Annotated in this window: 21 protein-coding genes and 1 tRNA gene; 12 read left to right on the forward strand and 10 right to left on the reverse strand. The window is 64.2% G+C overall.

The features are described from left to right. Positions 1–259 precede the first annotated feature (259 nt). From QZV93_RS02100 to QZV93_RS02110, 3 genes are all read left to right on the forward strand, one after another. Entirely contained in the window at positions 260–1,339 is a 1,080-nt protein-coding gene (locus QZV93_RS02100; protein ID WP_295555572.1) for a cytochrome c peroxidase, read from the forward strand. A 261-nt stretch (positions 1,340–1,600) separates the two neighbouring features. After that, the gene (locus QZV93_RS02105) at positions 1,601–1,807 is read left to right on the forward strand and encodes a hypothetical protein (protein ID WP_295555573.1); all 207 of its coding nucleotides are present in this window, start codon (positions 1,601–1,603) and stop codon (positions 1,805–1,807) included. 378 nt (positions 1,808–2,185) lie between these two features. Further along, on the forward strand, positions 2,186–2,674 hold the full coding sequence (locus QZV93_RS02110) for a hypothetical protein (RefSeq protein WP_295555575.1): 489 nt from the start codon (positions 2,186–2,188) through the stop codon (positions 2,672–2,674). Positions 2,675–2,693: 19 nt separating this feature from the next. Here the strand turns inward: QZV93_RS02110 and QZV93_RS02115 are convergent, their stop codons facing one another. From QZV93_RS02115 to galU, 3 genes are all read right to left on the reverse strand, one after another. Next, positions 2,694–3,722: a peptidoglycan -binding protein gene (locus tag QZV93_RS02115; RefSeq protein ID WP_295555577.1), complete on the reverse strand. Its 1,029-nt coding sequence runs from the start codon at positions 3,720–3,722 to the stop codon at positions 2,694–2,696. Positions 3,723–3,769: 47 nt separating this feature from the next. Then, on the reverse strand, positions 3,770–4,819 hold the full coding sequence (locus QZV93_RS02120) for a flagellar motor protein MotA (RefSeq protein WP_295555579.1): 1,050 nt from the start codon (positions 4,817–4,819) through the stop codon (positions 3,770–3,772). A gap of 206 nt (positions 4,820–5,025) precedes the next feature. Next, the gene (galU, locus tag QZV93_RS02125; protein ID WP_295555581.1) at positions 5,026–5,907 is read right to left on the reverse strand and encodes a UTP--glucose-1-phosphate uridylyltransferase GalU; all 882 of its coding nucleotides are present in this window, start codon (positions 5,905–5,907) and stop codon (positions 5,026–5,028) included. A gap of 288 nt (positions 5,908–6,195) precedes the next feature. Here galU and QZV93_RS02130 point away from each other — a divergent pair, with 288 nt between their 5' ends. Both QZV93_RS02130 and QZV93_RS02135 read left to right on the forward strand, forming a co-directional pair. Beyond that, positions 6,196–7,485, forward strand: coding sequence for a lytic murein transglycosylase (locus QZV93_RS02130; protein ID WP_295555582.1), 1,290 nt, complete (start codon positions 6,196–6,198; stop codon positions 7,483–7,485). Positions 7,486–7,519: 34 nt separating this feature from the next. Further along, complete coding sequence (locus QZV93_RS02135) at positions 7,520–8,905, forward strand: DUF459 domain-containing protein (protein ID WP_295555583.1); 1,386 nt, start codon at positions 7,520–7,522, stop codon at positions 8,903–8,905. Positions 8,906–8,917: 12 nt separating this feature from the next. On the opposite strand, the gene QZV93_RS02140 is transcribed toward QZV93_RS02135, so the two are convergent. The 4 genes from QZV93_RS02140 to QZV93_RS02155 form a co-directional block, all read right to left on the reverse strand. Further along, on the reverse strand, positions 8,918–9,301 hold the full coding sequence (locus tag QZV93_RS02140; RefSeq protein WP_295555585.1) for an HPF/RaiA family ribosome-associated protein: 384 nt from the start codon (positions 9,299–9,301) through the stop codon (positions 8,918–8,920). A gap of 221 nt (positions 9,302–9,522) precedes the next feature. Beyond that, a complete protein-coding gene (locus tag QZV93_RS02145) occupies positions 9,523–10,962 on the reverse strand; it encodes a glutamate synthase subunit beta (RefSeq protein WP_295555587.1) in 1,440 nt (479 codons plus the stop codon). 18 nt (positions 10,963–10,980) lie between these two features. Then, a complete protein-coding gene (gene gltB, locus QZV93_RS02150) occupies positions 10,981–15,681 on the reverse strand; it encodes a glutamate synthase large subunit (RefSeq protein ID WP_295555589.1) in 4,701 nt (1,566 codons plus the stop codon). Positions 15,682–16,163: 482 nt separating this feature from the next. Further along, positions 16,164–16,622, reverse strand: a complete 459-nt coding sequence (locus QZV93_RS02155) for an Hsp20 family protein (protein WP_295555591.1) — start codon at positions 16,620–16,622, stop codon at positions 16,164–16,166. Between the two features lie 294 nt (positions 16,623–16,916). Between QZV93_RS02155 and QZV93_RS02160 the strand changes: the two genes are divergently transcribed. Both QZV93_RS02160 and QZV93_RS02165 read left to right on the forward strand, forming a co-directional pair. Continuing rightward, positions 16,917–17,486, forward strand: a complete 570-nt coding sequence (locus QZV93_RS02160) for a hypothetical protein (RefSeq protein WP_295555593.1) — start codon at positions 16,917–16,919, stop codon at positions 17,484–17,486. A gap of 75 nt (positions 17,487–17,561) precedes the next feature. After that, positions 17,562–18,521, forward strand: coding sequence for an alpha/beta hydrolase (locus QZV93_RS02165; protein WP_295555595.1), 960 nt, complete (start codon positions 17,562–17,564; stop codon positions 18,519–18,521). 15 nt (positions 18,522–18,536) lie between these two features. On the opposite strand, the gene hisN is transcribed toward QZV93_RS02165, so the two are convergent. Both hisN and QZV93_RS02175 read right to left on the reverse strand, forming a co-directional pair. Next, positions 18,537–19,343 carry a histidinol-phosphatase gene (gene hisN / locus QZV93_RS02170; RefSeq protein ID WP_295555596.1) on the reverse strand — a complete coding sequence of 269 codons (807 nt, stop codon included), beginning with the start codon at positions 19,341–19,343 and terminating at the stop codon, positions 18,537–18,539. A gap of 886 nt (positions 19,344–20,229) precedes the next feature. Next, entirely contained in the window at positions 20,230–21,129 is a 900-nt protein-coding gene (locus QZV93_RS02175) for an N-formylglutamate amidohydrolase (RefSeq protein WP_295555598.1), read from the reverse strand. A gap of 341 nt (positions 21,130–21,470) precedes the next feature. Here QZV93_RS02175 and cpdR point away from each other — a divergent pair, with 341 nt between their 5' ends. From cpdR to QZV93_RS02195, 4 genes are all read left to right on the forward strand, one after another. Next, a complete protein-coding gene (gene cpdR / locus QZV93_RS02180) occupies positions 21,471–21,830 on the forward strand; it encodes a cell cycle two-component system response regulator CpdR (protein ID WP_295555634.1) in 360 nt (119 codons plus the stop codon). Positions 21,831–21,986: 156 nt separating this feature from the next. Next, positions 21,987–22,061: transfer RNA gene (locus QZV93_RS02185), tRNA-Val, on the forward strand. A gap of 34 nt (positions 22,062–22,095) precedes the next feature. Then, positions 22,096–22,221, forward strand: coding sequence for a type B 50S ribosomal protein L36 (gene ykgO, locus QZV93_RS02190; protein WP_295555600.1), 126 nt, complete (start codon positions 22,096–22,098; stop codon positions 22,219–22,221). A gap of 151 nt (positions 22,222–22,372) precedes the next feature. Then, positions 22,373–23,071 (forward strand): tetratricopeptide repeat protein, encoded by a 699-nt coding sequence (locus QZV93_RS02195; protein WP_295555602.1) that lies wholly within the window; start codon positions 22,373–22,375, stop codon positions 23,069–23,071. An 18-nt stretch (positions 23,072–23,089) separates the two neighbouring features. On the opposite strand, the gene QZV93_RS02200 is transcribed toward QZV93_RS02195, so the two are convergent. Further along, positions 23,090–24,037, reverse strand: coding sequence for a homocysteine S-methyltransferase family protein (locus QZV93_RS02200; protein ID WP_295555603.1), 948 nt, complete (start codon positions 24,035–24,037; stop codon positions 23,090–23,092). 218 nt (positions 24,038–24,255) lie between these two features. Between QZV93_RS02200 and QZV93_RS02205 the strand changes: the two genes are divergently transcribed. Continuing rightward, complete coding sequence (locus tag QZV93_RS02205; protein WP_295555605.1) at positions 24,256–24,918, forward strand: TetR/AcrR family transcriptional regulator; 663 nt, start codon at positions 24,256–24,258, stop codon at positions 24,916–24,918. Positions 24,919–24,929: the final 11 nt, after the last annotated feature.

A 24,929-nucleotide genomic window follows, 5' to 3' on the forward strand; every position in this document is an offset into this window, starting at 1 on the left:
CCCCAAAAGCGGACCAGCTGGCGCCGGAACCGCTTCCTGCTCCTGAAATGGCCGGTCTGCGGATCACCGCATCCCATGCTGTTCGATAATCCGTTAATGGATGGAAGAGGTTGCATCCAGGGTCAAGCGACGTTTCGATACCCCCTCGCGTTCAGGCCGGCGGGCGTGCCATGGCGGCCACGGTGGGCGACATTTTGACGATGCGGCGCAAGCCCGGCAGGGGCAGTTTCCGACCGCGCTCCGGCGCTATAATGCCCTCATGCAAAAGTCGTTTCGCCGTCATTCGGGTTGGGTAGGCGCGGCCCTCGCCGTGGGGCTGGCGTGCGTGAGCCTGGCGCCAGTCGTCGTCCGCGCCCAGGCCCAAGTCGAGCCCGACCGGCCAGCCGGGGTCTCGCGGGAGGCGGTCTGGCGCGCCATCTTTGCGCGCCCGGGTAGCAGCCCCGTGGCACCTGCCGAGGTGGAAAAGATCGCCCTCGGCCGCGATCTTTTCCGCGATGTCCGTCTCTCGGGATCGGGCCGTGCATCCTGTGCGAGCTGCCACGACCCGGAGCGAGCCTTCACCGATGGACGCAAGACGGCCGTCGGACCTGCCGGCGCCGTCCTCCCTCGCAATGTCCCCGCGCTTTACAATCTGGCGTGGGCCACGTCGTTCTTCTGGGACGGGCGGGCGGCCAGCCTTGCCGAGCAGGCCAAGTTTCCGATCCTCGCGCCCGACGAGTTGGACGGCGATTTCGCGATCATCACGCAGCGTCTCACTGCCGATCCCGCGACGAAGGCGCGTTTTGCAGCGGCGTTTCCGGATGCTTCCGGCGTGAGCGAGGCCAGCGTTCTCGATGCGCTCGCCGCTTACGAGCGTTCTCTTGTGTCGCCGGAAATCCGCTTCGATCGTTGGGTCGCGGGTGACGACGGCGCGCTTTCGGCCGACGAGCTCGAGGGCTTTGGCATTTTCGTCGGCAAGGGCGGATGTGTCTCCTGCCACGGCGGGTGGCGGCTGACGGACGACGCGTTTCACGATGTCGGCTTGCCGGGCAAGGATCTGGGTCGCGGGGCTCTGCAGCAGGGCACGCCGGGTTTGCCGGAGTTCAAGACGCCGTCTCTGCGCGAAGTGGCTCGCACCGCTCCCTACATGCACGACGGTTCGCTTGCCGCTCTGCAAGACGTCGTCGAGCACTATGCCGGTGGATTGGTCGTGCGCCCGTCGCTGGCGCCAACCGTGGTTCGTGATCTCAAGCTGACGACGGCGGAAAAGGCGGCTTTGGTGGCCTTTTTGAAAACGTTATCCAGCGAGCAGAATAGTCACACCCCGGATGGGACAACTCGCCCCATGCTCAATAAATGAGCTGACGGAATTCGGTATCACTTGCCAACGAGCAAAACGAAAACCGTTATTTTTCAATTAAATCCGATTTTGCAAAGCGAGCACGCCATTGATGCTGAAACGCCTCAGCTCAATATATTAGCAAAGCATTGCACATGATTGCTTCTTGTGCAGCGCATGATTCGCGGTCAACCTCATCATCAAGAAGAAAAGAAAAAGGGACGACACGCCCCGAGGGTTATGGACCGCTAAATGCGGCTAACTCGAACTCGGGGTTTGCAAATGCTGGAGCTCGTCGTCTCTGTCTGCCTCCTGGAAGATCATTCCCGCTGCAAGGAAGTGAGCTTGACCTATATGGCCGAGAGCACCACGCCGATGCAGTGCATGATGATGAGCCCATCCGAAATCGCCAAGTGGACCGAGGGCCATCCGAAGTGGTTCGCGAAGAAATGGTCGTGCCGTCCGGCTGGACGCTTCGCCAAGATCTGATCTCGGTCCAAGCAGCGCGAAAGCGCGCACGAAACCATCGCGATGCGCGTTCGTTTCGCGCGCTGCGGCGTTACAGAAAAGGCGGTCGGGTAGATCAGCGCCCGTCGCTTCGTGAAATGCAAAGACACTGGATTTGCGGAAACGGTTGAATATGGCGCGCGCCATTCCGTCCGCAGGTCCCGTCGATGCCTGGGAGTACGGAGCCGTTTCGGCTCGCATAAACGGGCACTGCCGGCAACCGGGCGCCGGTGCAAGGCTCCGCCGCATCGTGGCGAGCGCCCCACCCCTCACCGAGATGACCGACATCCGCACGCTGGGGTCGACGGCCGGCCCGAACGGGGCCAGAGTGTGCCGCGTCGATCATGTTGCGGGGTCCCGATGCGGCTTCATGCCTGGCTTTCCGTCTTGCTCGCGTGTCTCGCCGCGGTCCCGGCGTACGCGATCGAAGTTCAAGCTCCGGCCAAGGGCACGCCTCTCAGGGCCGCAATTCTCGACACCGCGCGCTCGACGTTCGAGCAGCAGGTTGGCGCCCCGGTGGAGTTTGTCGTCAACACCTTGAACGTCATCGACGGCTGGGCCTACGGCGACGTCAAGCTGCAGCGCCCCGGCGGCACCCCGATCGACTGGAGCCGCACCAAGTTCGCCGAGGATTTCGAGCAAGGCATGCTCGAGACGGAGCACAATCTGTTTCTGCTGCAGCAATCCGGCGCGGACTGGACACTGGTCGAATACGCGATCGGACCGACGGATGTCGCTTGGGACTGGTGGCGCCAGCAGAGAAAGCTCCCCGCCGAGCTGTTCGGCGCCTCACCCGAGGACTTTCCGGAGTCCCCCGCGAACAATCCGCGCCCCCGTTCGGGTGGCTGACCGCCCCCCGACAGCCGCCCTACCTGTTCGTCAGCTTGAGCTCGATACGCCGGTTTTTGCGCAGGCTCTCCTCGTCGACGCCGGTTTCGAGCGGCTGGAACTCGCCATGGCCCGCGGCCACGAGGTGCTCGGCCGGCACGCCGCGCGTCGCCAGATACTTGACCACCGAGACCGCGCGCGCCGTCGAAAGTTCCCAGTTGGAGGGGAATGTCGCACTCGCGATAGGCCGGATGTCGGTATGGCCGTCCACCTGCAGCGTCCAGCCGATCTCCGGCGGGATGGTCTTGGCGAGATCCGCAACGGCGACCGCGAGCTGATCCATGGCGGCATAGCCTTCGGGGGTCAGCGTTGCCGAGCCGGACGGGAACAGCACTTCGGATTCGAACACGAAGCGGTCACCCACCACGCGGATGTCCTTGCGGTCCTTCAGGAGCTCGCGCAGGCGCCCGAAGAAGTCCGACCGGTAGCGCTGCAGCTCCTGCACTTGCCGCGCCAGTGCCGCATTGAGCCGCGCGCCCAGGTCCTTGATGCGATCCTGGCTGTCCTTGTCCTTTTTCTCGGAGGCTTCGAGCGCCTCGTTCAACGCCGCGAGCTGTCGCCGCAGCGCCAGCATCTGCTGGTTCAGCAGATCGACCTTGGCCAGCGCCTCGTTGGAGATGTTCTTCTGCGCCGAAAGATCCGCTTCGAGCGACTGGATGCGCCCTTCGGCCGCCTTCGCCTTCTCGTCGCCGGAAAGCGCAAATCCGGACAGCTTGTCTTTCTCGGCCTTGAGGTCGGAAAGCGTGGCCTGCAGCGACGCCAGCTCGTCGGCGGTCGAGCGCGATTTACCTTTCTCCAGCGAAAGCAGGTTCGTGAGCTCGGCGATCTGCCTGTTGAGTCGCTGCAGAGCCGTATCTTTCCCGCTCGCTTCCTGTGTCGCGAAATACTGCGAGATCATGAAGATCGACATCAGAAACGTGACGACGAGCAGAAGCGTGCTGAGCACGTCCACGTAGGCCGGCCAGAACTCGCCATACTCGCCGCTGCGCCGCGAGCGCCCACGCGCCATGCTAGTGCTCCACTTCCGAAGGGGTGGCCAATGTCTCGGTCATCGCACTAGCCGCCTCTCTTGAGCATGTTCTGCGCCAGGTCGCGCAGCACGCTCGTTACTTCGGTCTGTTGCGTGGCCTGCTCGTCCACCCACTCGCGCACCACCTTCTGCTCGGCGCGCATCTGGCTGACCAGCTGGTTCACGCCGCGCGCAAGGTCGCGGACATGGTCGTCCGAGCCGCCGCCGGCACCGCCCCCGAACGAGCTCGCATCGCCGCCTTTGAGGCGCGTCGAGAGATCGTCGACCGCCCGCTGCATTTCGTAGACCGCCGAGAGCAGCTGCCGGCTGGCCTGCTCCGTCGCGCTCGAAGAGCCGGGCGTGAGCTCCGTGATGCCGGACAGCCATTCCTCGAGCTCGTTGTAGAACCGGTTGTGGGCGTGACTTGCCTGCAGCTCGAGAAACCCGAGGATGAGCGAGCCGGAAAGACCGAGCAGCGACGACGAGAAGGCCGTGCCCATGCCTTTGAGCGGTGCGGCGAGGCCTGCCTTGAGTTCGTCGAAAACGGCGACGGTACCGCCCCCCGACGTATCGAGCGCGCTGATGGCCCCGCCGACCGAGGTGATGGTTTCGAGCAGGCCCCAGAACGTGCCGAGCAGGCCGAGAAAGACCAGAAGGCCCACCATGTAGCGGCCGGTGTCGCGCGCTTCATCGAGGCGCGAGCCGATGCTGTCCATGATCGTCCGCATCGATACGGTCGACAGCGAGAGCGAGCCCGTCCGGTCCCGAAGCATGGTCGCCATGGGAGCCAGGAGAACGGGCTGATGCCCGCTCGCGAGCCCCGGGTCCGAGATGCGGAACGCATTGACGAAGCGGATTTCCGGATAAAGCCGGATGACCTGCCGGAAAGCGTAGATGATGCCGATGCCGAGCACGCCGATGATGAGGCCGTTGAGGCCCGGATTGGTCAGCAGGGCCCGGGAGAGCTGCTCATGCAGGATGGCGGCGAGAAAGGCCACCAGCGTCAGGAACACGAGCATCCTGACCAGGAACACGCCCGGCGGCGTCAGCGATTTGTGCATCGATGCCGAGGTCACATCGGGTCGCTTGCGTGCCATTCCAAGTCTCCGGCCATGCACTGAGGCTCAAGATTGCGAGGGGGTCGCTCGGCGTGAGGCGTCTTGGGCCGAGGGTTGCGCCCGACCATAGCCGAACCCCATGCCACCGGAAACGGGCAACATCGTGCCGCCGAGCCCGGATTTGGGCCATTTTTTGACTGCGGTAAACGGTGCTTCCGAAGCGCGGTGGGTTTGCCGCTACACCCTCAGATGAGATCTTTGAGGGCGGCCCGGAGCTGCGGGCCGAGATCGTCGCGTTCGAGACCGTAGGCGATGTTTGCGAGCAGGAAGCCGATCTTCGAGCCGCAGTCGTAGATGGTGCCGTCGAAACGGACGGCGTGGAAGGACGTCCCCGGTGTTTCGCTGAGGGTAATCATGGCATCCGTGAGCTGGATTTCTCCACCGGCGCCGGGTTTCTGCCGGGACAACAGCGTGAAGATCTCCGGCTGGAGAATGTAGCGGCCCGTGATGTGCAGGTTCGAGGGAGCCGTGCCTTTCGGCGGCTTTTCCACCATCGACGTGATGCGGCTGGTCTTGGCTTTCGCGTCCACGACGCCGACGATACCGTACTGGTAGGTCTGATCCTCGGGCACCGGCGCCACGGCGATCAGGTTGCCCCCGGTCTGCTCATAGGCCTCGATCATGTCCTTGAGGCACGGCGTCGTGCCGTGGTGGAGCATGTCCGGCAGCAGCAGCGCAAACGGCTCGTCGCCCACGATATCGCGCGCGCACCACACCGCGTGTCCGAGCCCGAGCGGCGCTTGCTGGCGCGTGAAGCTTGCTTCTCCCGCTGCCGGAAGCTCAGCCAGAAGCTCCTCGAGCTCGCGCGTCTTCTTCTTGGCCGAGAGCGTCGCCTCGAGCTCGAACTGATGATCGAAGTGATCCTCGATGACGGCTTTGCCGCGTCCGGTGACGAATACGAAATGCTCGATGCCGGCCGCCTTGGCCTCGTTGACCACGTGCTGGATGACGGGCTTGTCGACGACCGTCAGCATCTCCTTGGGAACGGCCTTGGTCGCGGGCAGAAAGCGGGTGCCGAGCCCGGCGACCGGGAACACGGCTTTGCGGATGCGCTTCGGTTTGGTCATCGGGACACCGGTGTTGGGGGAGGAGGAAGGAGCTGAAGGGGAGGCCGGACGGAGCGCGCCTTTATCCGATGCCGCAGGGGCGGCGGGCAAGCCCCGAAGCGAGCGACACCGTGCCCACCGCCTCAATCGACAGGGTCGCGAGGAGTTCCCCTGAAATTGACGCGCCCGGAAGGCCCGTGTGGGCCGTAAAAAAGCCCTGAATCGCAGACACGGGAAGGTCAACCGGACGGGCGGAATGTGAGAACGTCGTTGCCCCGTTGCCGCTGAGAGAGCGAGAGTTTTGTGCCAATGACCCATCGGCCCGTCACGCCTTCGCCTCGGCGGGTGCCGGAGCGCGCTTTGGCGCTGCTCCAGGCGCTGGTCCTGCTATGCGCGCTCGCGGTCATGCCCATGTCCGCCGCCGCCGATGCCAAGCTCGACGCCTGGATCGAAGGCCTCTGGCCCGAGGCGCAGGCCGCCGGCGTTTCGCGCGCCACCTTCGACAAGGCGCTGGCCGGCTTCACGCCGGATCTGAAGCTGCCTGATCTCGACCTTCCGGGCCGCCCTTCCAATGACGCCCGCGGCCAGGCCGAGTTCACGCGTGCGCCAGCCGAATACTTGGACCGCGCCTACCTCACGCGTCTCGCCGCCACCGGCAAGGAGCTGGCCGCCAAGCACAAGGCGACGTTGGAGAAGATCGAGCGTGAGTTGGGTGTCGACCGCTATTCCGTCCTTGCCATCTGGGGCCGCGAAACCGCCTTCGGTCACCACAAGCTTCCGCACGATGCCATCAACGTCGTTGCGACGCAGGCCTATCTCGGCCGCCGCAAGGAGCTGTTCCGCACTGAGCTGATCGCCGCCCTGAAGATGCTCGAATCCGGCGTGCCGCGGTCGCAGATGCGCGCGTCCTGGGCCGGCGCCATGGGCCTCACGCAGTTCATGCCGAGCGAGTACTTCAAGCACGCCCACGATCTCGACGGCGATGGCAAGACCGACATCTGGAACTCGGTTCCCGACGCGCTGGCCTCGGCCGCGAGCCAGCTCAAGGGCAAAGGCTGGGTCGCTGGACAGACGTGGGGCTACGAGGTGATCCTGACGCGCGCAGCCGATTGCGGCTACGAAGGCCCGACACAGGAGCGCCCCATCGCCGAATGGGCGAAACTAGGTCTGAAACGTGCAGGCGGGCGCCCGTGGAGCGACGAGCAGCTTGCGCTCAACGCCTATCTCATGAGCCCGGCCGGCGGCTACGGCCCGTCGTTCCTCGTGCTCGAGAATTACAAGGTGATCCGCCGCTACAACATGTCGGATCTTTACGCGGTGTTCGTCGGCAATCTCGCCGACCGCATCGCCGGCGGCGGGGACTTCGTCACGCCCTGGGGCGGCACGGGTCCGCAGAAGACGCGCAATATCGAAGAGATTCAGGAACGGTTGCGGGCGTCCGGCTACGATGTCGAGAAGATCGACGGAAAAGTCGGGTCCAACACCCGCAAGGTGATTGGCCTCTACGAGCGGGCCAATAACTTGAAGGTTGACTGTTGGCCCTCCGATGCCGTTCTTGATCACGTGCGAAAAACAGCCTCGCGTGAGTCGCCGCGGTAGGCCCGGTTCGCACTCGAAACAAGGCCGGAAAGGCATGCACGCGCGCCCGCATCTTTTGATCGCAGCCCTGCTCGCAGCCATGGTTGCTGCCGCGAGCCCCGCTGCGGCGCAGGAGGATCCGTCGGGTACGAGCTTCATCACGCCATTTCCGCCCAACGACACCTACAACCTTGTCATCATCGGCGACGACCTTGCGGAAGGCTTGCTGGGCGGCGCCCGCGAGATCTTCCAGAAGGACGCGCGCGTCGCCATCCGCAACCTTCCGCTTTCCATTGGCGGCCTCATGCGCCGCGACTTCGACCAGAAGCTCGTCGAGCTCGAGGAGACGCTCAAGGCCGAGCCGCAGCAAATCGCCATTCTGATGATGGGGGCATGGGACCGCGTCTCCGTCCGCGACGCGGCCACCGGCAAGCGCCTGATGGTCGGCACCGATGGCTGGCGCCGCGAGTATGCTGCGCGCAGCGACCGCCTCCTCAAGACGCTGAGACGCCGCAACGTCGCGGTCTATTGGATCGGCTTGCCGAACGTGCGCCGCTTCGATGCCAACGAGGACGTGCAGATGATGAATAGCATCCTGCGCGAGCGCGTGTATCTGAACGGCGCCAAATACGTCGATACGTATGCCGGCTTTGCCGATGAGAGCGGCGGCTACAGTCAGTACGGACCGGATGTCACCGGCAAGATCCGCCTTCTGCGCGCCGGCGACGGCGTCTACTTCACGTGGGAAGGCAACAAGAAGCTCGCCTATTTCGTCGACCGCGAGCTGCGCCGCGACATCACGCAGGCCAAGGCCGACCGTGCCATTCCGCTCGACGGCAGCGAGGCCGAGCAGGCCAAGATCAATCCGGAGAAGGCCGTGGACCCGGCGGCAAGCTCGGGCGCTCCCGCCGCGCGCGGCCCTGATGCGAGCGCCGCCCGCATCAAGGAGGCCGAGGCGACCGGCGCAGGTGACCAGAAAGCCGACAACGGCCGCATCAATCTGCGCATCGTCAGTGAGGGCGGCCGCGAGGAAGTGGTGGCGCTCGACATCGTGCGTCCCGCCATTCCGGCTTCCGTCGTGGCCCTGGTAACGCGTCGCGAGAGCCCGGATCGCCCCTCGCAGCTCGGCGAGTCGGTGACCGATCAGATTTCGGGCGGGCTCACGGTCATGAGCACCGTCGCGCTCGCAACAGGCACGGGGCGGGCCGGTGGCCGCCGCCTGTCGCCGTCCCAGTCGCCCTACTTCCGCGTCTTGTTCAAAGGTGAGCGTTTGCCGCCGAAGCCCGGCCGCGCCGACGACGCAACGTGGCCGCGGCCCGCGCCTCCGCCGGAGGCGGCCTACCTTCCCGAACCCGATCCCGTCGAGACCGGCGCGACGCAGACGTCCGACGTTGCGACGGACAAGGAAAAATCGCCGCAACGCCGCAAGCAACGCGACTGACGTTGCCCTGCCTCAGTCTTCGTCCGAGATCCTGCTCGGCCGGCGGCGGCTGCGTTCCGCGCGCGCGGAGCCGTTTTTCTTGTCGATCAGTTCGTCAAGGCGGCGATCGGCAGCGTCGAAGGCGTCGCGAAGTGCGATCTTGAGATCCTCCTGCGCCTGCCCGACGGCCGACTCGTGCGTCACGATCAATGGGCTTGCACCCGGAATTCCGATGTCGATCTTGATCTCGTAGGTCTTGCCCTTGTGCGAGTGCTTGTGCGGCGCCGCCACGACGACGCGGCAGTGGGTCATGCGATCGAAATGCTTCTCGAGCTTGGCTGCCCGCTCCGCGATCTTGGCTTCGATGGTTGGACTTTTGTCGAGACCCTTGAAGGCGATTTCGAGCGGAGTGTTCATGGAGAAGTTCCCTTCTGATCGTGCCACCCGGAGTGGCACCACCCTTTGATATTAGACCTCGCTATGACCGCATCAAGGTCGGAAAGCGCAGTTGTCTGCGCACCCTCGGTCGGCAAACCGAGAAATACGGTCTGCCGACGCAAAGGTCCGGAAGGGTGGGAGTTAATTAAAAGCCAGACTGGCGATGATCAGAGCGCTGCGCCGGGTCGAACGAGGCGGCCTTATCGTGGCAGCTGCGTCTTCCCCATCAGGAAGCGGTCGATCGAGCTTGCGGCCTGACGGCCTTCGCGGATCGCCCACACCACGAGCGACTGTCCGCGCCGCACGTCGCCGGCCGCGAACAGCTTGCCGCTGCCGTTGAGCTTATAGTCCCGCTCGTTGGCGTTGAGCCCCTTGAAGCGGCCGCGCGCCACCTCGTCGAGCCCGAGGCCCGAGAGGACGCCGCCGTCTGTCGGACCCGAGAAGCCCATGGCGAACAGCACGAGATCGGCATCGAGCGCCGCGTCGGAGCCGGGGACCGGCTGCAGCTTCGAATCCACGTGCACGTAGTTGAGCTTCTTGACCTTACCGCCTTCACCCGAGAAGCCGGTCGTCGAGACGGAATACTCGACGGCCGCGCCCTCTGCCTGTGAGGACGAGATGCGCAGCTTGAGCGGCCAGTTCGGCCACGAGAGCGCCTTGTCCTCTTTCACCGGCGGCTTCGGCATGATCTCGAGCTGCGTCACCGACTTCGCGCCCTGCCGGAACGACGTGCCGATGCAGTCGGAGCCGGTGTCGCCGCCGCCGATGACGATGACATGCTTGCCCTTGGCCGAGATCTCCTGGGTGCCGGGAAGCTGAGCCTCGCCCGCCACGCGCCGGTTCTGCTGCGTGAGGAAATCCATCGCGTAGTGGATGCCGTCGAGATCACGCCCCGGCGACTTGGCGAAAAAGTCGAACGGCGTCTCCGAACCCATGGCGAGCAGCACGGCATCGTGCTTCTCCTCGAGCTCCTTGGCCGTGATGTCGCGACCGACGTTGACGTTGCAATGGAAGACCACGCCCTCCGCCTCCATCTGCGCGCGCCGGCGGGCGATGATCTGCTTTTCCATCTTGAAGTCGGGAATGCCGTAAGTGAGCAGTCCACCCGGACGCGCATTCTTCTCGTAGACGTGCACCTCGTGTCCCGCGCGCGCGAGCTGCTGCGCGGCGGCCAGCCCCGCCGGACCGGATCCGACGATGGCGACCGTCTTGCCCGTCTTTTTCTCGGCCGGCTGCGGTGTGATCCAGCCCGCCTCGAACGCGCGGTCCGCGATCGAGCACTCGATGGTTTTGATGGTCACCGGCACGTCGTCGATGTTGAGCGTGCATGAGGCTTCGCACGGCGCCGGGCACACGCGGCCCGTCACCTCGGGAAAGTTGTTGGTCGAGTGCAGATTCTCGGCCGCAATCTTCCAGTCGCCGCGATAGACGAGATCGTTCCAGTCCGGGATCTGGTTGTTGACCGGACAGCCGTTGTGACAATAGGGGATGCCGCAGTCCATGCAGCGCGCAGCCTGCGTTTTGACTTCGGGCTCGGCGAGCGGCACCACGAACTCGTGCCAATGCTTGACGCGAGATTCGACCGGCTCGTACTTGCGATCCGTGCGCTCGAACTCAAGAAACCCGGTCGGCTTGCCCATTATCCGCTCTTCTTTCTCTTATGCCTGTACGCGCTCTGTTGCGGCTTGAGCCTTGGCCTTCGCGAGCTCGGTGAGCGCGCGCCGGTATTCTGTCGGCATCACCTTCTTGAACTTCGGCACATAGCTTGACCAGTTGGCCAGGATCGCCTGCGCTTTGACAGAGTTGGTGTAATGCGCATGCCGCACGATCAGCGTGTGCAGACGCTCGAGATCCTGCTCGCGCATGTCGAGCATCACCTCCGCAAGCTGCCGCGTCGCTTCGCCGTTGCCCTTGGCTAGCTTCTCGATCAGTGCCGCGTCCTGCGCCAAGGCTTCGATCTCCACCATCTCTTTGTTGAGGCGGCTATCGAGATCCCCGGCCTCGTCGAGCACGTAGGCGATGCCGCCCGACATGCCGGCCGCGAAGTTGCGCCCCGTTGGCCCCAGCACCACCACGACGCCGCCCGTCATGTATTCGCAGCCGTGATCGCCCGTGCCCTCGACGACCGCATAGGCGCCCGAGTTGCGCACCGCGAACCGTTCGCCGGCGACGCCGCGGAAATAGCACTCGCCCGTGATGGCGCCGTACATCACCGTGTTGCCGACGATGATGCTCTCCTCCGGCACGATGCCGGACGTGGGGTCGGGCCGCACGATGATCTTGCCGCCCGAAAGGCCCTTGCCGACATAGTCGTTGCCTTCACCCACGAGATCGAGCGTCAGGCCGCGCGCGGCCCACGCGCCGAAGCTCTGCCCGGCGGTGCCCTTGAACGTCAGCCAGATGCTGTCCTCCGGCAGGCCCGTGTGCCCGTAGCGCTTGGCGATCCGGCCCGAAAGCATGGTGCCGGCCGTGCGATCCGTGTTCTTGATCTTGAACTCGGCCTTGATCGGCTTCTTCGACTCGAGCGCCGGCAACGCGGCTTTGATCAGCTCGTTGTCGAGCACCTTGTCGAGGCCGTGGTCTTGGGATTCGCAATGCGCGATTGCCACGCCCTTGCCCGCGTGCGGCTTGTGGAACAGCTTCGAGAAGTCGAGCCCGCGCGCCTTCCAGTGGTCGATGGCGCGGTCCTTGTTGAGCCAGTCGCTCTGCCCCACCATCTCGTGGAAGTGCCGGTAGCCCATGGCTGCCATCATCTCGCGAACCTCTTCGGCGACGAAGAAGAAGTAGTTCACGACATGCTCGGGCTGGCCCGTGAAGCGCGCGCGTAGAACCGGATCCTGTGTCGCGACGCCGACCGGGCAGGTGTTGAGGTGGCACTTGCGCATCATGATGCAGCCGGCGGCGATCAACGGCGCCGTCGAGAAGCCGAACTCGTCCGCGCCGAGCAGCGCGCCGACGATCACGTCGCGCCCCGTACGCAGGCCGCCGTCCACCTGCACGGCGATGCGGCCCCTGAGCCGGTTGATGACCAGCGTCTGGTGCGTCTCGGCAAGCCCGATCTCCCACGGGCTTCCGGCGTGCTTGAGCGAGGTGAGGGGCGAGGCGCCCGTGCCGCCCTCGTAGCCCGAAATCGTCACATGATCGCTGCGCGCCTTTGCGACTCCCGCGGCCACGGTCCCGACGCCGACCTCCGAAACGAGCTTCACCGACACCAGCCCTTCCGGATTGGTGTTCTTGAGGTCGAAGATGAGCTGCGCCAGGTCCTCGATCGAGTAGATGTCGTGATGCGGCGGCGGCGAGATGAGCCCCACGCCCGGTGTGGAGTGGCGCACCTTGGCGATGGTCGCGTCGACCTTGTGCCCAGGAAGCTGTCCGCCTTCGCCGGGCTTCGCACCCTGCGCCATCTTGATCTGCATCATGTCCGAGTTGACGAGATACTCGGTCGTGACGCCGAACCGGCCCGAAGCGATCTGCTTGATCGCCGAGCGCATGGAATCGCCGTTGGGCAGCGGCTTGAAGCGATCCGCTTCCTCGCCGCCCTCGCCGGTATTCGACTTGCCACCGATGCGGTTCATCGCGATAGCGAGCGTGGTGTGGGCTTCGCGCGAGATCGAACCGAAGCTCATGGCGCCCGTGGCGAAGCGGCGCACGATCTCGGCAGCCGGCTCCACCTCCTCGATCGGCACCGGCTTGCGCCCCATGCTCTCCGCCGAGCGGATGCGGAACAATCCGCGGATCGTGAGCAACTGCTCCGACTGCAGGTCGATGGCTTTGGCGAAGTCGCGATACTTTTGTGGAACCCGCCCGCTCATGGCGTCCGCGGGCTCCGTCGAGCGCACGGCATGCTGCAGGTCCGCGACCACTTGCGGGCGCCACACGTGAGCTTCGCCGCGCACCCTGTAGGCATAGTCGCCGCCGACATCGAGTGCATTGGCCAGCACAGGCGCGTTGCCGAAGGCCGCCGCGTGGCGATCGAATGTCTCGCGTGCGATCTCACGCAAGCCGACGCCTTCCACCTGCGTGTGCGTGCCGGTGAAGTACTTGCGCACGAACGGCGTTCTGAGGCCAACCGCGTCGAAGATCTGCGCGCCGCAATAGGATTGGTAGGTCGAGATGCCCATCTTGGCCATGACCTTGAGCAGGGCCTTGCCGATGGACTTTATGTACTTCTTCTTCACGTCCTCAGGCGTGAGATCGGCCCCGAGCTCGGGCGTCATGACGGCGAGCGTGTCAAAGGCGAGATAGGGATTGATCGCTTCCGCGCCATAGCCCGCGAGCGTGCAGAACTGGTGCACCTCGTGCGCCTCGCCGGTCTCGACCACGAGTCCGACGGACGTGCGCAGCCCTTGCCGGATCAGATGATGATGTACGGCCGACGTCGCGAGCAGCGACGGGATCGGAATTCGGTCCGGCCCGGTGCGGCGGTCGGAGAGGATGATGATATTGTAGCCGCCCGAACGCACGGCCTCCTCGGCCTCGGCGCAGATCACGTCCACGGCCGGCGCCATGCCCGAAGGGCCCTGCTCGACCGGATAGGTGATGTCGATCGTGATCGAGGCGAAGTGGTTGTCGCGCACCTCGCCGATCTGGCGGATGCGCTCCAGGTCCTCGTTGGCGAGGATCGGCTGGTGCACCTCGAGCCGCTTGACCTTAGACGTCCCTTCGAGATCGAGAATGTTCGGCCGCGGTCCAATGAACGAGACCAGGCTCATCACCAGCTCCTCGCGGATGCTGTCGATGGGCGGGTTCGTCACCTGCGCGAAGTTCTGCTTGAAGTAGGTGTGCAGCAGTTTGGGCTTGTTCGAAAGCGCCGAGATCGGCGAGTCGTTGCCCATGGAGCCGATCGCCTCCTCGCCCCTGGCGCCCATCGGCGTCATGAGGAATTTGAGGCTTTCCTGCGTGTAGCCAAACGTCTGCTGCAGGTCGAGCAGGGCCACATTGCTGCGCCGCGGCTCGGCCTTCTTCTTCGAAAGCGGCAGATCGGACACCATGATCTGCGTGCGCTTCACCCAGCTTTCGTAAGGGTTCTTCGACGAGATCTCGGCCTTCAGCTCCTCGTCCGAGATGATCGAACCTTTTTCGAGGTCGATGAGCAGCATCTTGCCCGGCTGCAGCCGCCACTTCTTGACGATGTTGTCCTCGGGCACGACGATCACGCCGGCTTCCGAGCTCATGATGACCATGTTGTCCTTGGTCACGATGTAGCGCGCGGGACGAAGGCCATTGCGGTCGAGCGTCGCGCCGATCTGGCGGCCGTCAGTGAACGCCATCGCCGCCGGGCCGTCCCACGGCTCCATGAGGCAGGCGTTGTACTCGTAGAATGCGCGCCGCTTGGCATCCATTTGCGGATTGCCCGCCCACGCCTCGGGGATCAGCATCATCGCCGCATGCGCGAGGCTGTAGCCGCCCATGGTCAGGAATTCGAGCGCGTTGTCGAAGCAGGCGGTGTCGGATTGGCCTTCGTACGAGATGGGCCACAGCTTCGCGATGTCGTCGCCGAACAGGGGCGACGACACGGACGCCTGCCGGGCAGCCATCCAGTTCACGTTGCCGCGCAGCGTATTGATCTCGCCGTTATGCGCGACCATGCGGTAGGGATGCGCGAGCTTCCAGGACGGGAAGGTGTTGGTCGAGAAGCGCTGATGCACGAGCGCCATCGCCGAGATGACCCGCTCGTCCGCAAGGTCCTTGTAGTACGCGCCGACCTGATAGGAGAGGAACATCCCCTTGTAGACCACGGTGCGCGACGACAGGCTGACGGTGTAGTGCCCGATGTCGCGGCCGCGATAGGAGTTGAGAACGGCGTTCGATACGATCTTGCGCGCCAGATAGAGGCGCCGCTCGAACTCCGCTTCGCTGATGCCCGCCGGGCGCGCGATGAACACCTGCCGGTGCACGGGCTCGGTCGCGCGCACGAGTTCCGACAGACAGGAGTTGTCGATCGGCACGGTGCGCCAGCCGAGCAGTTCGAGCCCTTCCTCGCGCAGGATGCGCTCCCAGGCGCTCCGGCAGTGGGCGTCGAGCCGCTCATCCTGCGGCATGAAGAGCTGGGCAACCGCATAGTGCTGCGGCTCGGGCAGCTTGAAGCCGAGCTTCTGACACTCGTCCTTGAAGAAGGCGTGCGGAATCTGGATCAGCATACCTGCGCCGTCGCCGGCCAGGGGGTCCGCGCCGACGGCACCGCGATGCTCGAGATTGCAAAGCATCTTGAGCGCATCCGAGATGACCCGATGCGATTTCTCGCCCTTGAGATTGGCAATGAAGCCGACGCCGCATGCATCGCGCTCGAAGGCGGGATCGAAGAGGCCCTGCGCTTCAGGACGCTCGAAGCTGCCGTTGATGGGCGTTTCGCGGGTCATTGAACGGATCCTTGAGTGCTCAAAGGCAAAACGACTGCAATTGACGGGTCTGTTGTCTCGACGGCGGCGCCTTGCTGACGACTAGGCGCGCGACTGGCGCTTTCGCTTGAAGGCGGTGTCGTCGGCAGACGCAGGTCGGGCCGAGGCTGACGCCTGGCTCGAGGGCTCGCTCTGCACGTCCTTGAAATTCGGAACCACGACAACCGACCTCCGCCCAAGCCAGGAGCCCGCCTTGATACACCCGTCGTCCTTGCAGGCTCTGGCGAGCCGCACACACCCCACCGCGACAAGGAGAGGCGACGCCGCGCATAAAGGACAGGATTGCTGACCTTTTAATCGAATTTTGCAGATTTTCCCCTGCGACACAAGAGCGATCGCGCAGGGACGGATCGCAGCGGGCCATGAACGCAATGAGCCGTCAAATGAGAGCGGCGGCACGAGGGCCGCCGCTCGACGATACATCACTGGCTGGCGAGGGCCGCTTAAGCGGCGTTCTCGATCCGCTTGGGCTCGGATCCGGTGCCGATGGGGATCGTCCGCGGACGCATGCGCTCCGGCAGGTTACGGACGAGATCGACATTCAAAAGGCCGTCCTTGAGGTCGGCGCCCTTGACCTCGACATGGTCGGCGAGCTGGAAGCGGCGCTCGAAGCTGCGGGCCGCAATGCCCCGGTGCAGATAGCGCCGATCGCCACCCTCGGTGGTCTCGGGTTTCTTCTCGCCGCGGACCGTAAGCGTGCTCTCCTTCACGTCGAGACTGATCTCGTCGGTGGAGAAGCCGGCGACCGCCATCGTGATGCGGTACTCGTTCTCGCCGAGGCGCTCGATGTTGTAGGGCGGGTACGGGGCATCGAGATCGCCGGCAACGCTGTCAAACAGCTGAGCAAAGCGATCGAAGCCGACGGTCGAACGATAGAGGGGGGTAAGATCGAAATGTCGCATGACGTTAGTCCTCCTGTGAGAAGCGACTGATCGGGATCCGCCCGGAATTGGGCCGGATCTTTCCGGGTTGCGCCCCCCTGCTGGGCGGGCGCACTCCTCCATTTAGGGGCGGTCGGGCGCCCTTCAAGGGGCGTGCGGCCGGGTCGCTAAATCCGCCACACGGATCAGCCAAGCTCAGCAGTGAAAAGGCGAAACCCTTGCCCTTCATGTGGCGTTCATGTGCCGAGGCGGACAATTGCCGGCCCACGTATTGAGGAAAATCCGCACGCGAGCCTAAGACCCCGGGAGCAAACCATGAGAGCGTCAATCATCACGGGTTGCCTGATGACGGCATTCGTTCTCGTCACCGCGCCGCACGCCGCGTCTGCAGCCGACCTCGACGGCGAAGAGTATGCCGAGCCGCCGTACGACGAAGGCTACAACGAGCGGGGCTATGGCGGTGAGCGCGACCAGCCGCGCGACTACAGCGAGGCCCCGCCACCGGATACCTACTATGACGACGAGCCGGGCGAGCCCCGACCCGGGTCCATCAAGGACGGCTATCCGGTGCCTATGCCGCCTCCGAGAGCAAGCGCGCCTCCGCCGCCGCCACGCTATGTCGAGCGGGGCCCCGGTCGCGCTGAGCGCTACGCATGTCTTGATCGCTGGCAGATCAGGCGCCGCCTGCGCTCGGAAGGTTGGACCGGAATTCGCCCCATGGGCGGCGACGGAGCCATCGTTCACCTGCGCGCCAATCGTTTCGATTCGAGTACCGACTTCCACCTTCGCGTCGATCGTTGCTCAGGCGACGTGATCGCGGCCCACCCGCACCGCGCGCGCAACTACGCCTATCGCGACTGGCGCTGGCAGCAACGGCGCTGGTAACGGGAGGCTGCCATCGCGTCTTCGTGCTATCCTCGCCCGCCGGCGTGAATCAGCCGGCAAAGCGGGGTCGGAAGAATGAAGCTTGTAGCGCTGGCCAAGAATCCGGTGCCGGGCGGCGCCGTTCCGGGCGAGCTCAAGGCGCGCGACGGCGCGCTGTTGAGGTTCGTGCGCTGGGAGGCGACGCGCGGACCTAGGCGCGGAACCGTCTGCCTTCTTGGCGGACGCGGCGAGTTTGCCGAGAAATATTTCGAGGTCGTGGCCGACCTGCGCCGGCGGGGCTTCGCGGTCGCCACCATGGACTGGCGCGGACAGGGTGGTTCGTCCCGCCCCCTCTCCAACCCCAAGAAGGGCCATGTCGGCTCGTTCAGCGAGTACGACAACGATCTCACGCTCTTCATGAAAGAGATCGTGCTGCCCGATTGCCCGCCCCCGTTCGTCGCACTCGGCCATTCGATGGGCGCCAACATTCTGCTGCGCAACGCCGCTCGGCCAGGCTCGTGGTTCGAGCGCATGATCCTCACCGCCCCGATGATCTCCTTCTCCGACGAGAGGGTCGGCTATCCGCAGGCCGTTGCGCGCGCCTACGCAGAGATGGCGGGCCTCCTGGGCCTGGCCCGCAGCTATGTCAAAGGCGGCTCCGATTATGTCGTCGAGCAGGGGCCCTTCGAGGGCAATCTGCTGACCTCCGACCGCGAGCGCTGGTATCGCAACAAGGCCGTCCTCGATACCAATCCAGCCCTCGGTCTGGGTTCGCCCACTGTAGGCTGGCTGCGCGCGGCTTACCGGTCCATGGCGTTGGTCTCGTCAGACGGCTACGCGGCCTCCGTCCGGGTGCCTATGATGGTCTTTGTCGCGGGCAAGGATCAGGTTGTCTCGCCGCGGGCCATCGAGGATTTTGCTGTAGGTCTCAAAGTCGGCACGCATGTCCTCTTGCCGTCCGCACGCCACGAGATCCTGCAGGAAGCCGACCAGATCAGGTTGCGGTTCTGGGCCGCCTTCGATGCCTACATGGGCCTCGACGAATCCGTCACGTAGCCGGAGTGCGGGCTTCTAGCGGTTGAGCAGTTTCAGCACGCGATCGTGCAGCGCCGGATCGCCCGAGGCCACGATGCGCCCCCCGCTCGTCGCGGCCCCTCCGTCCCAGGTGGTCATGCGCCCCCCGGCCCGCTCGACGATCGGGATCAGCGCCACCACATCGTAGCTCTTGAGGCCTGTCTCGATCACCAGATCGACGAACCCTGAAGCCAGCAGACAATAGGCGTAGCAGTCGCCGCCGTAGCGGGTCATGCGCACGCTCTGCCTGACGCGGGCAAAGCCGTCCGCCTCCACGCCGGATGCGAACAGCTCGGGACTCGTCGTCATCATCAGCGCGTCGGCGATGCGCTGGCAGGCGCGCGTGCGAATGCGCCGCGGCTTCCCGCCGGCTTCCCGCGCATAGGCAACCTTTTCGGCAGACCAGAAGCGCTCGCCGGTAAACGGCTGGTTCATGAGCCCCAGCACGGGATCGCCCTGATGCAGCAGGCCAATGAGCGTGCCCCACATCGGTGTTCCGGTGATGAAGGAGCGCGTGCCGTCGATGGGATCGATCACCCATTGGAACGGCGCCTCGGTACGCACGGCACCGTACTCTTCGCCGACAATGCCGTGCTCCGGAACACGCGCGCGTATTTCCCGCGCAATGATTCGCTCCGCCGACCGATCCGCTTTTGTGACGGGATCGAACGCGTCCACCCCAGCCTTGTTGGCGACGGCAATGGGCCGCCGGAACTGGGGGCGAATGATCGCGCCCGATTGATCCGCCAAGTCGTGAGCCAGATTCAGAAGGTCTTTGAAGCGGGAACGGGTGGGCGAAGTCACGATTGTTATCCGACACTTAAGTTGAACCGGCTGTAACCGGGTTGCGGTCTAGAGCAGAAGCACTTCGTAATACACATGACCAGAGTAGAAGAAAGCACGACCAAATGCTGTGTTGCGAGTGCGCATCATATTCACTGCAATCATCGACACAAAAGGTGCCTGAAGTTGCCGCTTTTGGCGAACAGGCGCATACAAATTCTGCGGTCTCGAGGAAGCACTTCTTCGCCACCGCAGCCCAATACGGGCGTTTCCTCCCTAGACTTGGGCCGTTCGCTCGCTCGAACGGCCTCTTTTTGACGCCAACGTCTTGCCGGACGGGCGTTTCGTCTAGGCGCGCGCAGCAAACCATCGGAAATCTGCAAACTCGGGTTGCTTGCCCCTCAGGCTTGTAATGGCAGCTCTGCAGTTTTTGCACTTTCTTTTCGGAAACACCCATCGGATATTTTGCAGTGCGACATCGCCGGGCCTCGCTCGGTGTGCCGCAGCCCTCCTTGGGCGTTTCCTCCCTAGACTTGGGCCGTCCGCACCTGGACGGCCCTTTTTTCTGTCTTGAGGGCAGTGCGACGCTTTAGCGCATGAAATTAAAGAGAAATTACTGATCCGGAAGGCGCCCGTCTCCATCGCGTAGCCCGCGTGTGACCGGTCGGTACTGTGGCCCGCAGGGCGCGCTTGGCGCATCGCACCATTAATATACTCTGGTAGGGGTTGCGGACTTCGGCGCTGCAGCATAGATTTGAGAGGTGATCCCCTCGGGATCACGAGCCCTCCTTGGGCGTTTCCTCCCTAGACTTGGGCCGTCCATTTGGACGGCCCTTTTTTTATGTTAACGCCCCTGTGCCTCGGGCCGCACCACAACCCCAACAACCAGAACGCTGCAGAGAACGGATTATTCCGCAGCCGCGCGATGTTCGATCAGGGCCGGAATGGTCGAGAACAGCATGCTCGCGATGCGGGTGAGGTCGGTCTTGAGCCGTTGAAAACCACTCGCCTGCGTGAAGCGAACCTCGTCCAGGTAGAGCGCCCGGTTGATCTCCATCTGCACCGCATGCACGCCGCGGTAGGGGCGCCCGTAGTGCTCGGTGATGTAGCCCCCTGCGTAGGGCCGGTTGAGCTGCACGTCGTAACCCTCGGTCACCAGCGTATCGCGCAAAAAGCGCGTGAGCTTCGGATCGCAGGCCGCGCCGAACCGGTCGCCGAGTACGAAATCGGGCCGTGGTCCGCTGCTTTGTGCCATTTGCGCCGACGGCATCGAATGGCAGTCGACCAGGATGCAATAGCCGAACTGTGCCTTCGTCTCTGCGATCAGGGCCTGCAGCGCCGAATGGAACGGGAAGTAAAGCTGCTCGATGCGGGCCAATGCCTCGTCGACGCTGAGCCGCGTGCTGTAGATCTCCTCCCCATCTGCAACAATGCGCGCGATGGTGCCGAGCCCGCCGACGACGCGCACGGACTGGCTGTTCGCATAGTCCGGGAGCGGATCGGCAAAAAGCTCCGGGTCGAGTTCGTAGGGCTCGCGGTTGACGTCGAGGTAGGCACGCGGAAATCGGGCCGAAATAAGCGGCACGCCGAGCTGGGCGGCCCCTTGAAAAAGCTCGTCGACGAAGCAGTCCTCGCTCTTTCTCAACGTCAGCGGATCCAGCCGCGACTGGTCGAGAAACGCGCGCGGGTAGATGCGCCCCGAATGCGGTGAGCACAACACGAACGGCGCGTTTTGAACCGGCGGCGTCAGGATCGTAAACGGCGGCTCGAGTTCGGCGCTGAGCGGAAAGGGTTTCTGCGAGGTCATGGGATCCTGGTTACGACGCGGCTTTTGCCGCCTGACGCCAATGTCCGAACACACGGCAAGATGAGATATGTGCTTTCGCGGCCAGTGTGCCAACGTCGGTCGCCGCTGTCCACGTTAGGGCCAGCATTTCCTGTCCCGTACCGTGGAAAATACTCTAGACTTGCGCGGCCGCGATCTGGCCCACCTTTTGCTGTGTATCGCGTGAGGTGTCGGGCACGGGGCAGGGGTTCACGCTCCGTTTACCAAACTCGCGTCAGATTCCTCGTGCCCTTTTGGTTATCGCCGATAAGTAGACATTCTGAGTAAAAAATCCCATGACCGCTAAGCCCTCTCGTGTTCCGATGTGCCGAATTCTGCTGGCTGAGGACGACGACTCCATGCGCGGTTTCCTCGAGCGCGCCTTGGGAAAGGCGGGCTATGAGGTGACCTCGTTCGCCAACGGCGAAGAGGCTTTCGAGCGCCTGAAAGAGGAGCCGTTTACGCTGCTGCTGACGGACATCGTCATGCCGCGCATGGACGGCATCGAGTTGGCGCGCCGCGCGGCTGAGCTCGATCCCGAGCTCAAGATCATGTTCATCACCGGATTCGCCGCGGTCATCCTGAACAACGAGACCACGGCCCCCAAGGACGCGCGCGTGCTCTCCAAACCCTTCCACCTCAAGGACCTGGTGCGCGAAGTGGAGCGGCTGCTCGCGGCCTAGTCCGCCGGGCAACGTGTTTGGAGGGCAAATCCCCAAGCCTTTCAGGTCCAAGTCGGGATGTCCTGCGACCCGTTGCGGAATATCAGTTTCCTCGCTTGCCTAGCCGGGGCATTGCCAGTATACGGGGCGCTCCTGAATGCATTTCGTGGCTCGGATGGGCACTTAGCTCAGCGGTAGAGCACTACCTTGACATGGTAGGGGTCAGAGGTTCGATCCCTCTAGTGCCCACCATCCGCCCGCCTTGCCTATAATTTGGTCGAGACCGATGAAAGTAAGAAACTCGCTCAAGTCCCTGCGCTCGCGTCACCGCGACAATCGCCTCGTCCGGCGCAAGGGCCGCGTCTATGTGATCAACAAGACCCACCGCAAGTTCAAGGCGCGTCAGGGCTGATCGCTTACGTGAAAATTTAGGCTTCATTCGCCCGGCGCCGAGCAGGCGTGCGGGCGATTTTGCTTGCCGAAGAGCACGCGCCTTTGACGCCGCCGCCGGGCAATCCTATCTTTGGGGGATGACAGCAGCATCCCCGCCAATCTTGCACCGCATGACGTACGCTCTCGTTCTCGCAGCCTTCGCTGTGGGGGCCTCGGCGCCGGTGGCATACGCCCAGGTCGATTTGGAGCTGGCCCCGCCGCCCGGCGCCGCGAAACCCGAAGGGGCTCTACCGGCTCCAAAGCCGAGCCCCCACGCCGAGGCGCCGCCCGGAGCTGACAAGGGTGCGGATAAAAAGGCGCCCCCCGCGGAAACCGGGCCGGAGCAACGCGCAAAGCTCCTCGACGAACTCTACACCCGGCTCGCGACCGCGCCCGATCAGGCCACCTCCAACGAGGTCGCGGCGGCCATCGAGCAGCTCTGGGCCCATTCCGGCAGCCCGACGGCCGATCTTCTCGTCGCGCGCGCGAGCGCCGCCGCGGAAGCGCAAAATCGCGAGCTGGCGATGAAGCTTCTGAATGCGGCCGTGGAGCTGCAGCCGGACTTTGCCGAGGCCTGGAACCGCCGCGCCTACCTCTATTACCTCGACAATGACTTCAAGCGCGCGCTCGGCGACCTGCGTCGCGTTCTGGCGCTCGATCCACGTCATTTCAAGGCCCTCGAGGGGCTGGGCAATCTGCTCCAGAACCTGGGAGAGAAGAAAGCCGCCCTCGAAGCCTATGAGAGCGTGCTCAAGGTGAACCCGAACGCAGCAGATGCGAAGAAGGCCCGCGACGATCTCAAGGTCGAGGTCGAGGGCCAGGGCATCTGAGCGACCCAGCCCCGTTTTCTAGGCGGCCTTTTTGCACGCCGCCCCGATGCACGCCACGTGGCGATGGTCCGTGCCGCAACAACCACCGAGCACCGAGAGGTGCGGCAGATGTGCGAGCAGCTCCTGATATTGGCGCCCGAGCTCGGCCGGATCGCCGGCGTCGAGCTCGGTCGCCTCGTTGAGCTCTGCGTGGCTGCACCGCGAGGCATTGGCGCGCACACCCTTGAGACGCTCGAGCCATGCCTCCTTGTGGGCGAGCGTCGACGCGAAGTGCTCTGGATGCGCACAGTTGATCATGTAGTAGGCAGGCCCTCCGGCGGTAGCCGCATCGACGGCCTGGATCGCATCCCGCAGTGTTTCGCCCGTGGGTAGCCGTCCGTCGGTCTCCAGCGTGAAGGAGATCACGACCGGCATAGCCATGGACTGCGCCGCCCGCGTGATGCCGACCGCTTCGTTGACGTTCGTCAGCGTGAAGGCCGACACCATGTCCGCTTCCGTGTCGGCGAACACGCCGATCTGATCGCGATGATACGCCTCAGCCTCCTCCGCGCTCATGACCTCGCCGGGATCATAGCCGTCCCCGCGCGGTCCAATGGCACCACTCACCACCAGCGGGTTGCGCGCACCTTCATAGGCCGCGCGCAGCTCCGCCATCAGCGAGATGGCGTCGCGATTGACGGCGGCCAGAGCATCCCCCGAGTAGCCGAGCTTGCGAGCCCAGTCCGGATTGGCCCGCCATGTGGGAGAATCGAGCACGAAGCCGAAGCCGTTCTGCTGCGCGGTCCGGATATAGGGAATGTAGTACGTGCGCAGCGCCTCCCGGCCAGATTGAGTTCTGAGCAGATCGAACGCGGCAAAGTGAGGAAGCTCGTGGCCCCCATGATAGATCAGCGTCGTCTCGAGTCCGCCGTCGGTGAGGAACAGGCCGCCATCGAGCTGCGGCAGGCGGGTTCTGTACGTGCTCATGTCATTCACTCCGGTTTTAATGCGGCGTTTCTCTGGGGCCGCGAGATGGCGAATGCATAGGCGCCGCACCCGCATCGAGCTAGAGAACCGCCGGTGCGGTCCGGAAAGTTCAGCGTTTCTCGCTTGATTTTCAGTCTCTTGAAGACGGACTGAGCACGGAGCATTATGCTCGCGGCCTGTTCCTCAGCGCGCCAACTTGACCATGGGTACAGTTCGCCATGTTGACCGAGGCACCGAAACGCAAGGGCGATGCGAGGGAGCGCTTGCTCCAGTTCGCCGAGGCCGCCGTGCTAGAGAAAGGCTTCGTCGCCACCTCGATCGAGGAGCTGATCGCGGCAGCCGGCATCACAAAGAGCGGCTTCTTCTATCACTTCAAGGACAAGACGGAGCTCGCGCGCGTGCTCCTGGAGCGCTACATCGAGCGTGAGAACGGCCTGTTCGATCAGCTGTTCACGCGCGCCGACGAGCTCAACGAGGATCCGCTGCATGGCTTTCTCGTCGGGTTGAAGATGCTGGCGGAGATGCTGTCGGATCTCCCGAACGGCCATCCGGGCTGCCTGATCGCGTCTTATTGCTATCAGGACCGCATGTTCGACCAGCAGGTCCGCGATTTGAACGCCGAAGCCGTGCTCGCCTGGCGGCGCCGGTTCCGCGAGCGCCTGGATCGCATCGCGAAAATCTACCCGGCGCGCATCCCCGTGGATTTCGATGACCTCGCAGACATGCTGTCCGGGGTGGTCGATGGCGGCATCGTCCTGTCCAAGGCTTTAAAAGACAAAGACGCGCTTCCGCGCCAGGTCATGCTGTATCGGGAGTTCGTTCGCGCCGTTTTCCTCGGCGCCGAGCGCGATCAGAAGCGCGAAGCCGAGACTGAAGCGTGAATGAGACGACG

The organism is uncultured Hyphomicrobium sp., assembly GCF_902826555.1.
In the GTDB taxonomy this organism is placed as follows: domain Bacteria; phylum Pseudomonadota; class Alphaproteobacteria; order Rhizobiales; family Hyphomicrobiaceae; genus Hyphomicrobium_C.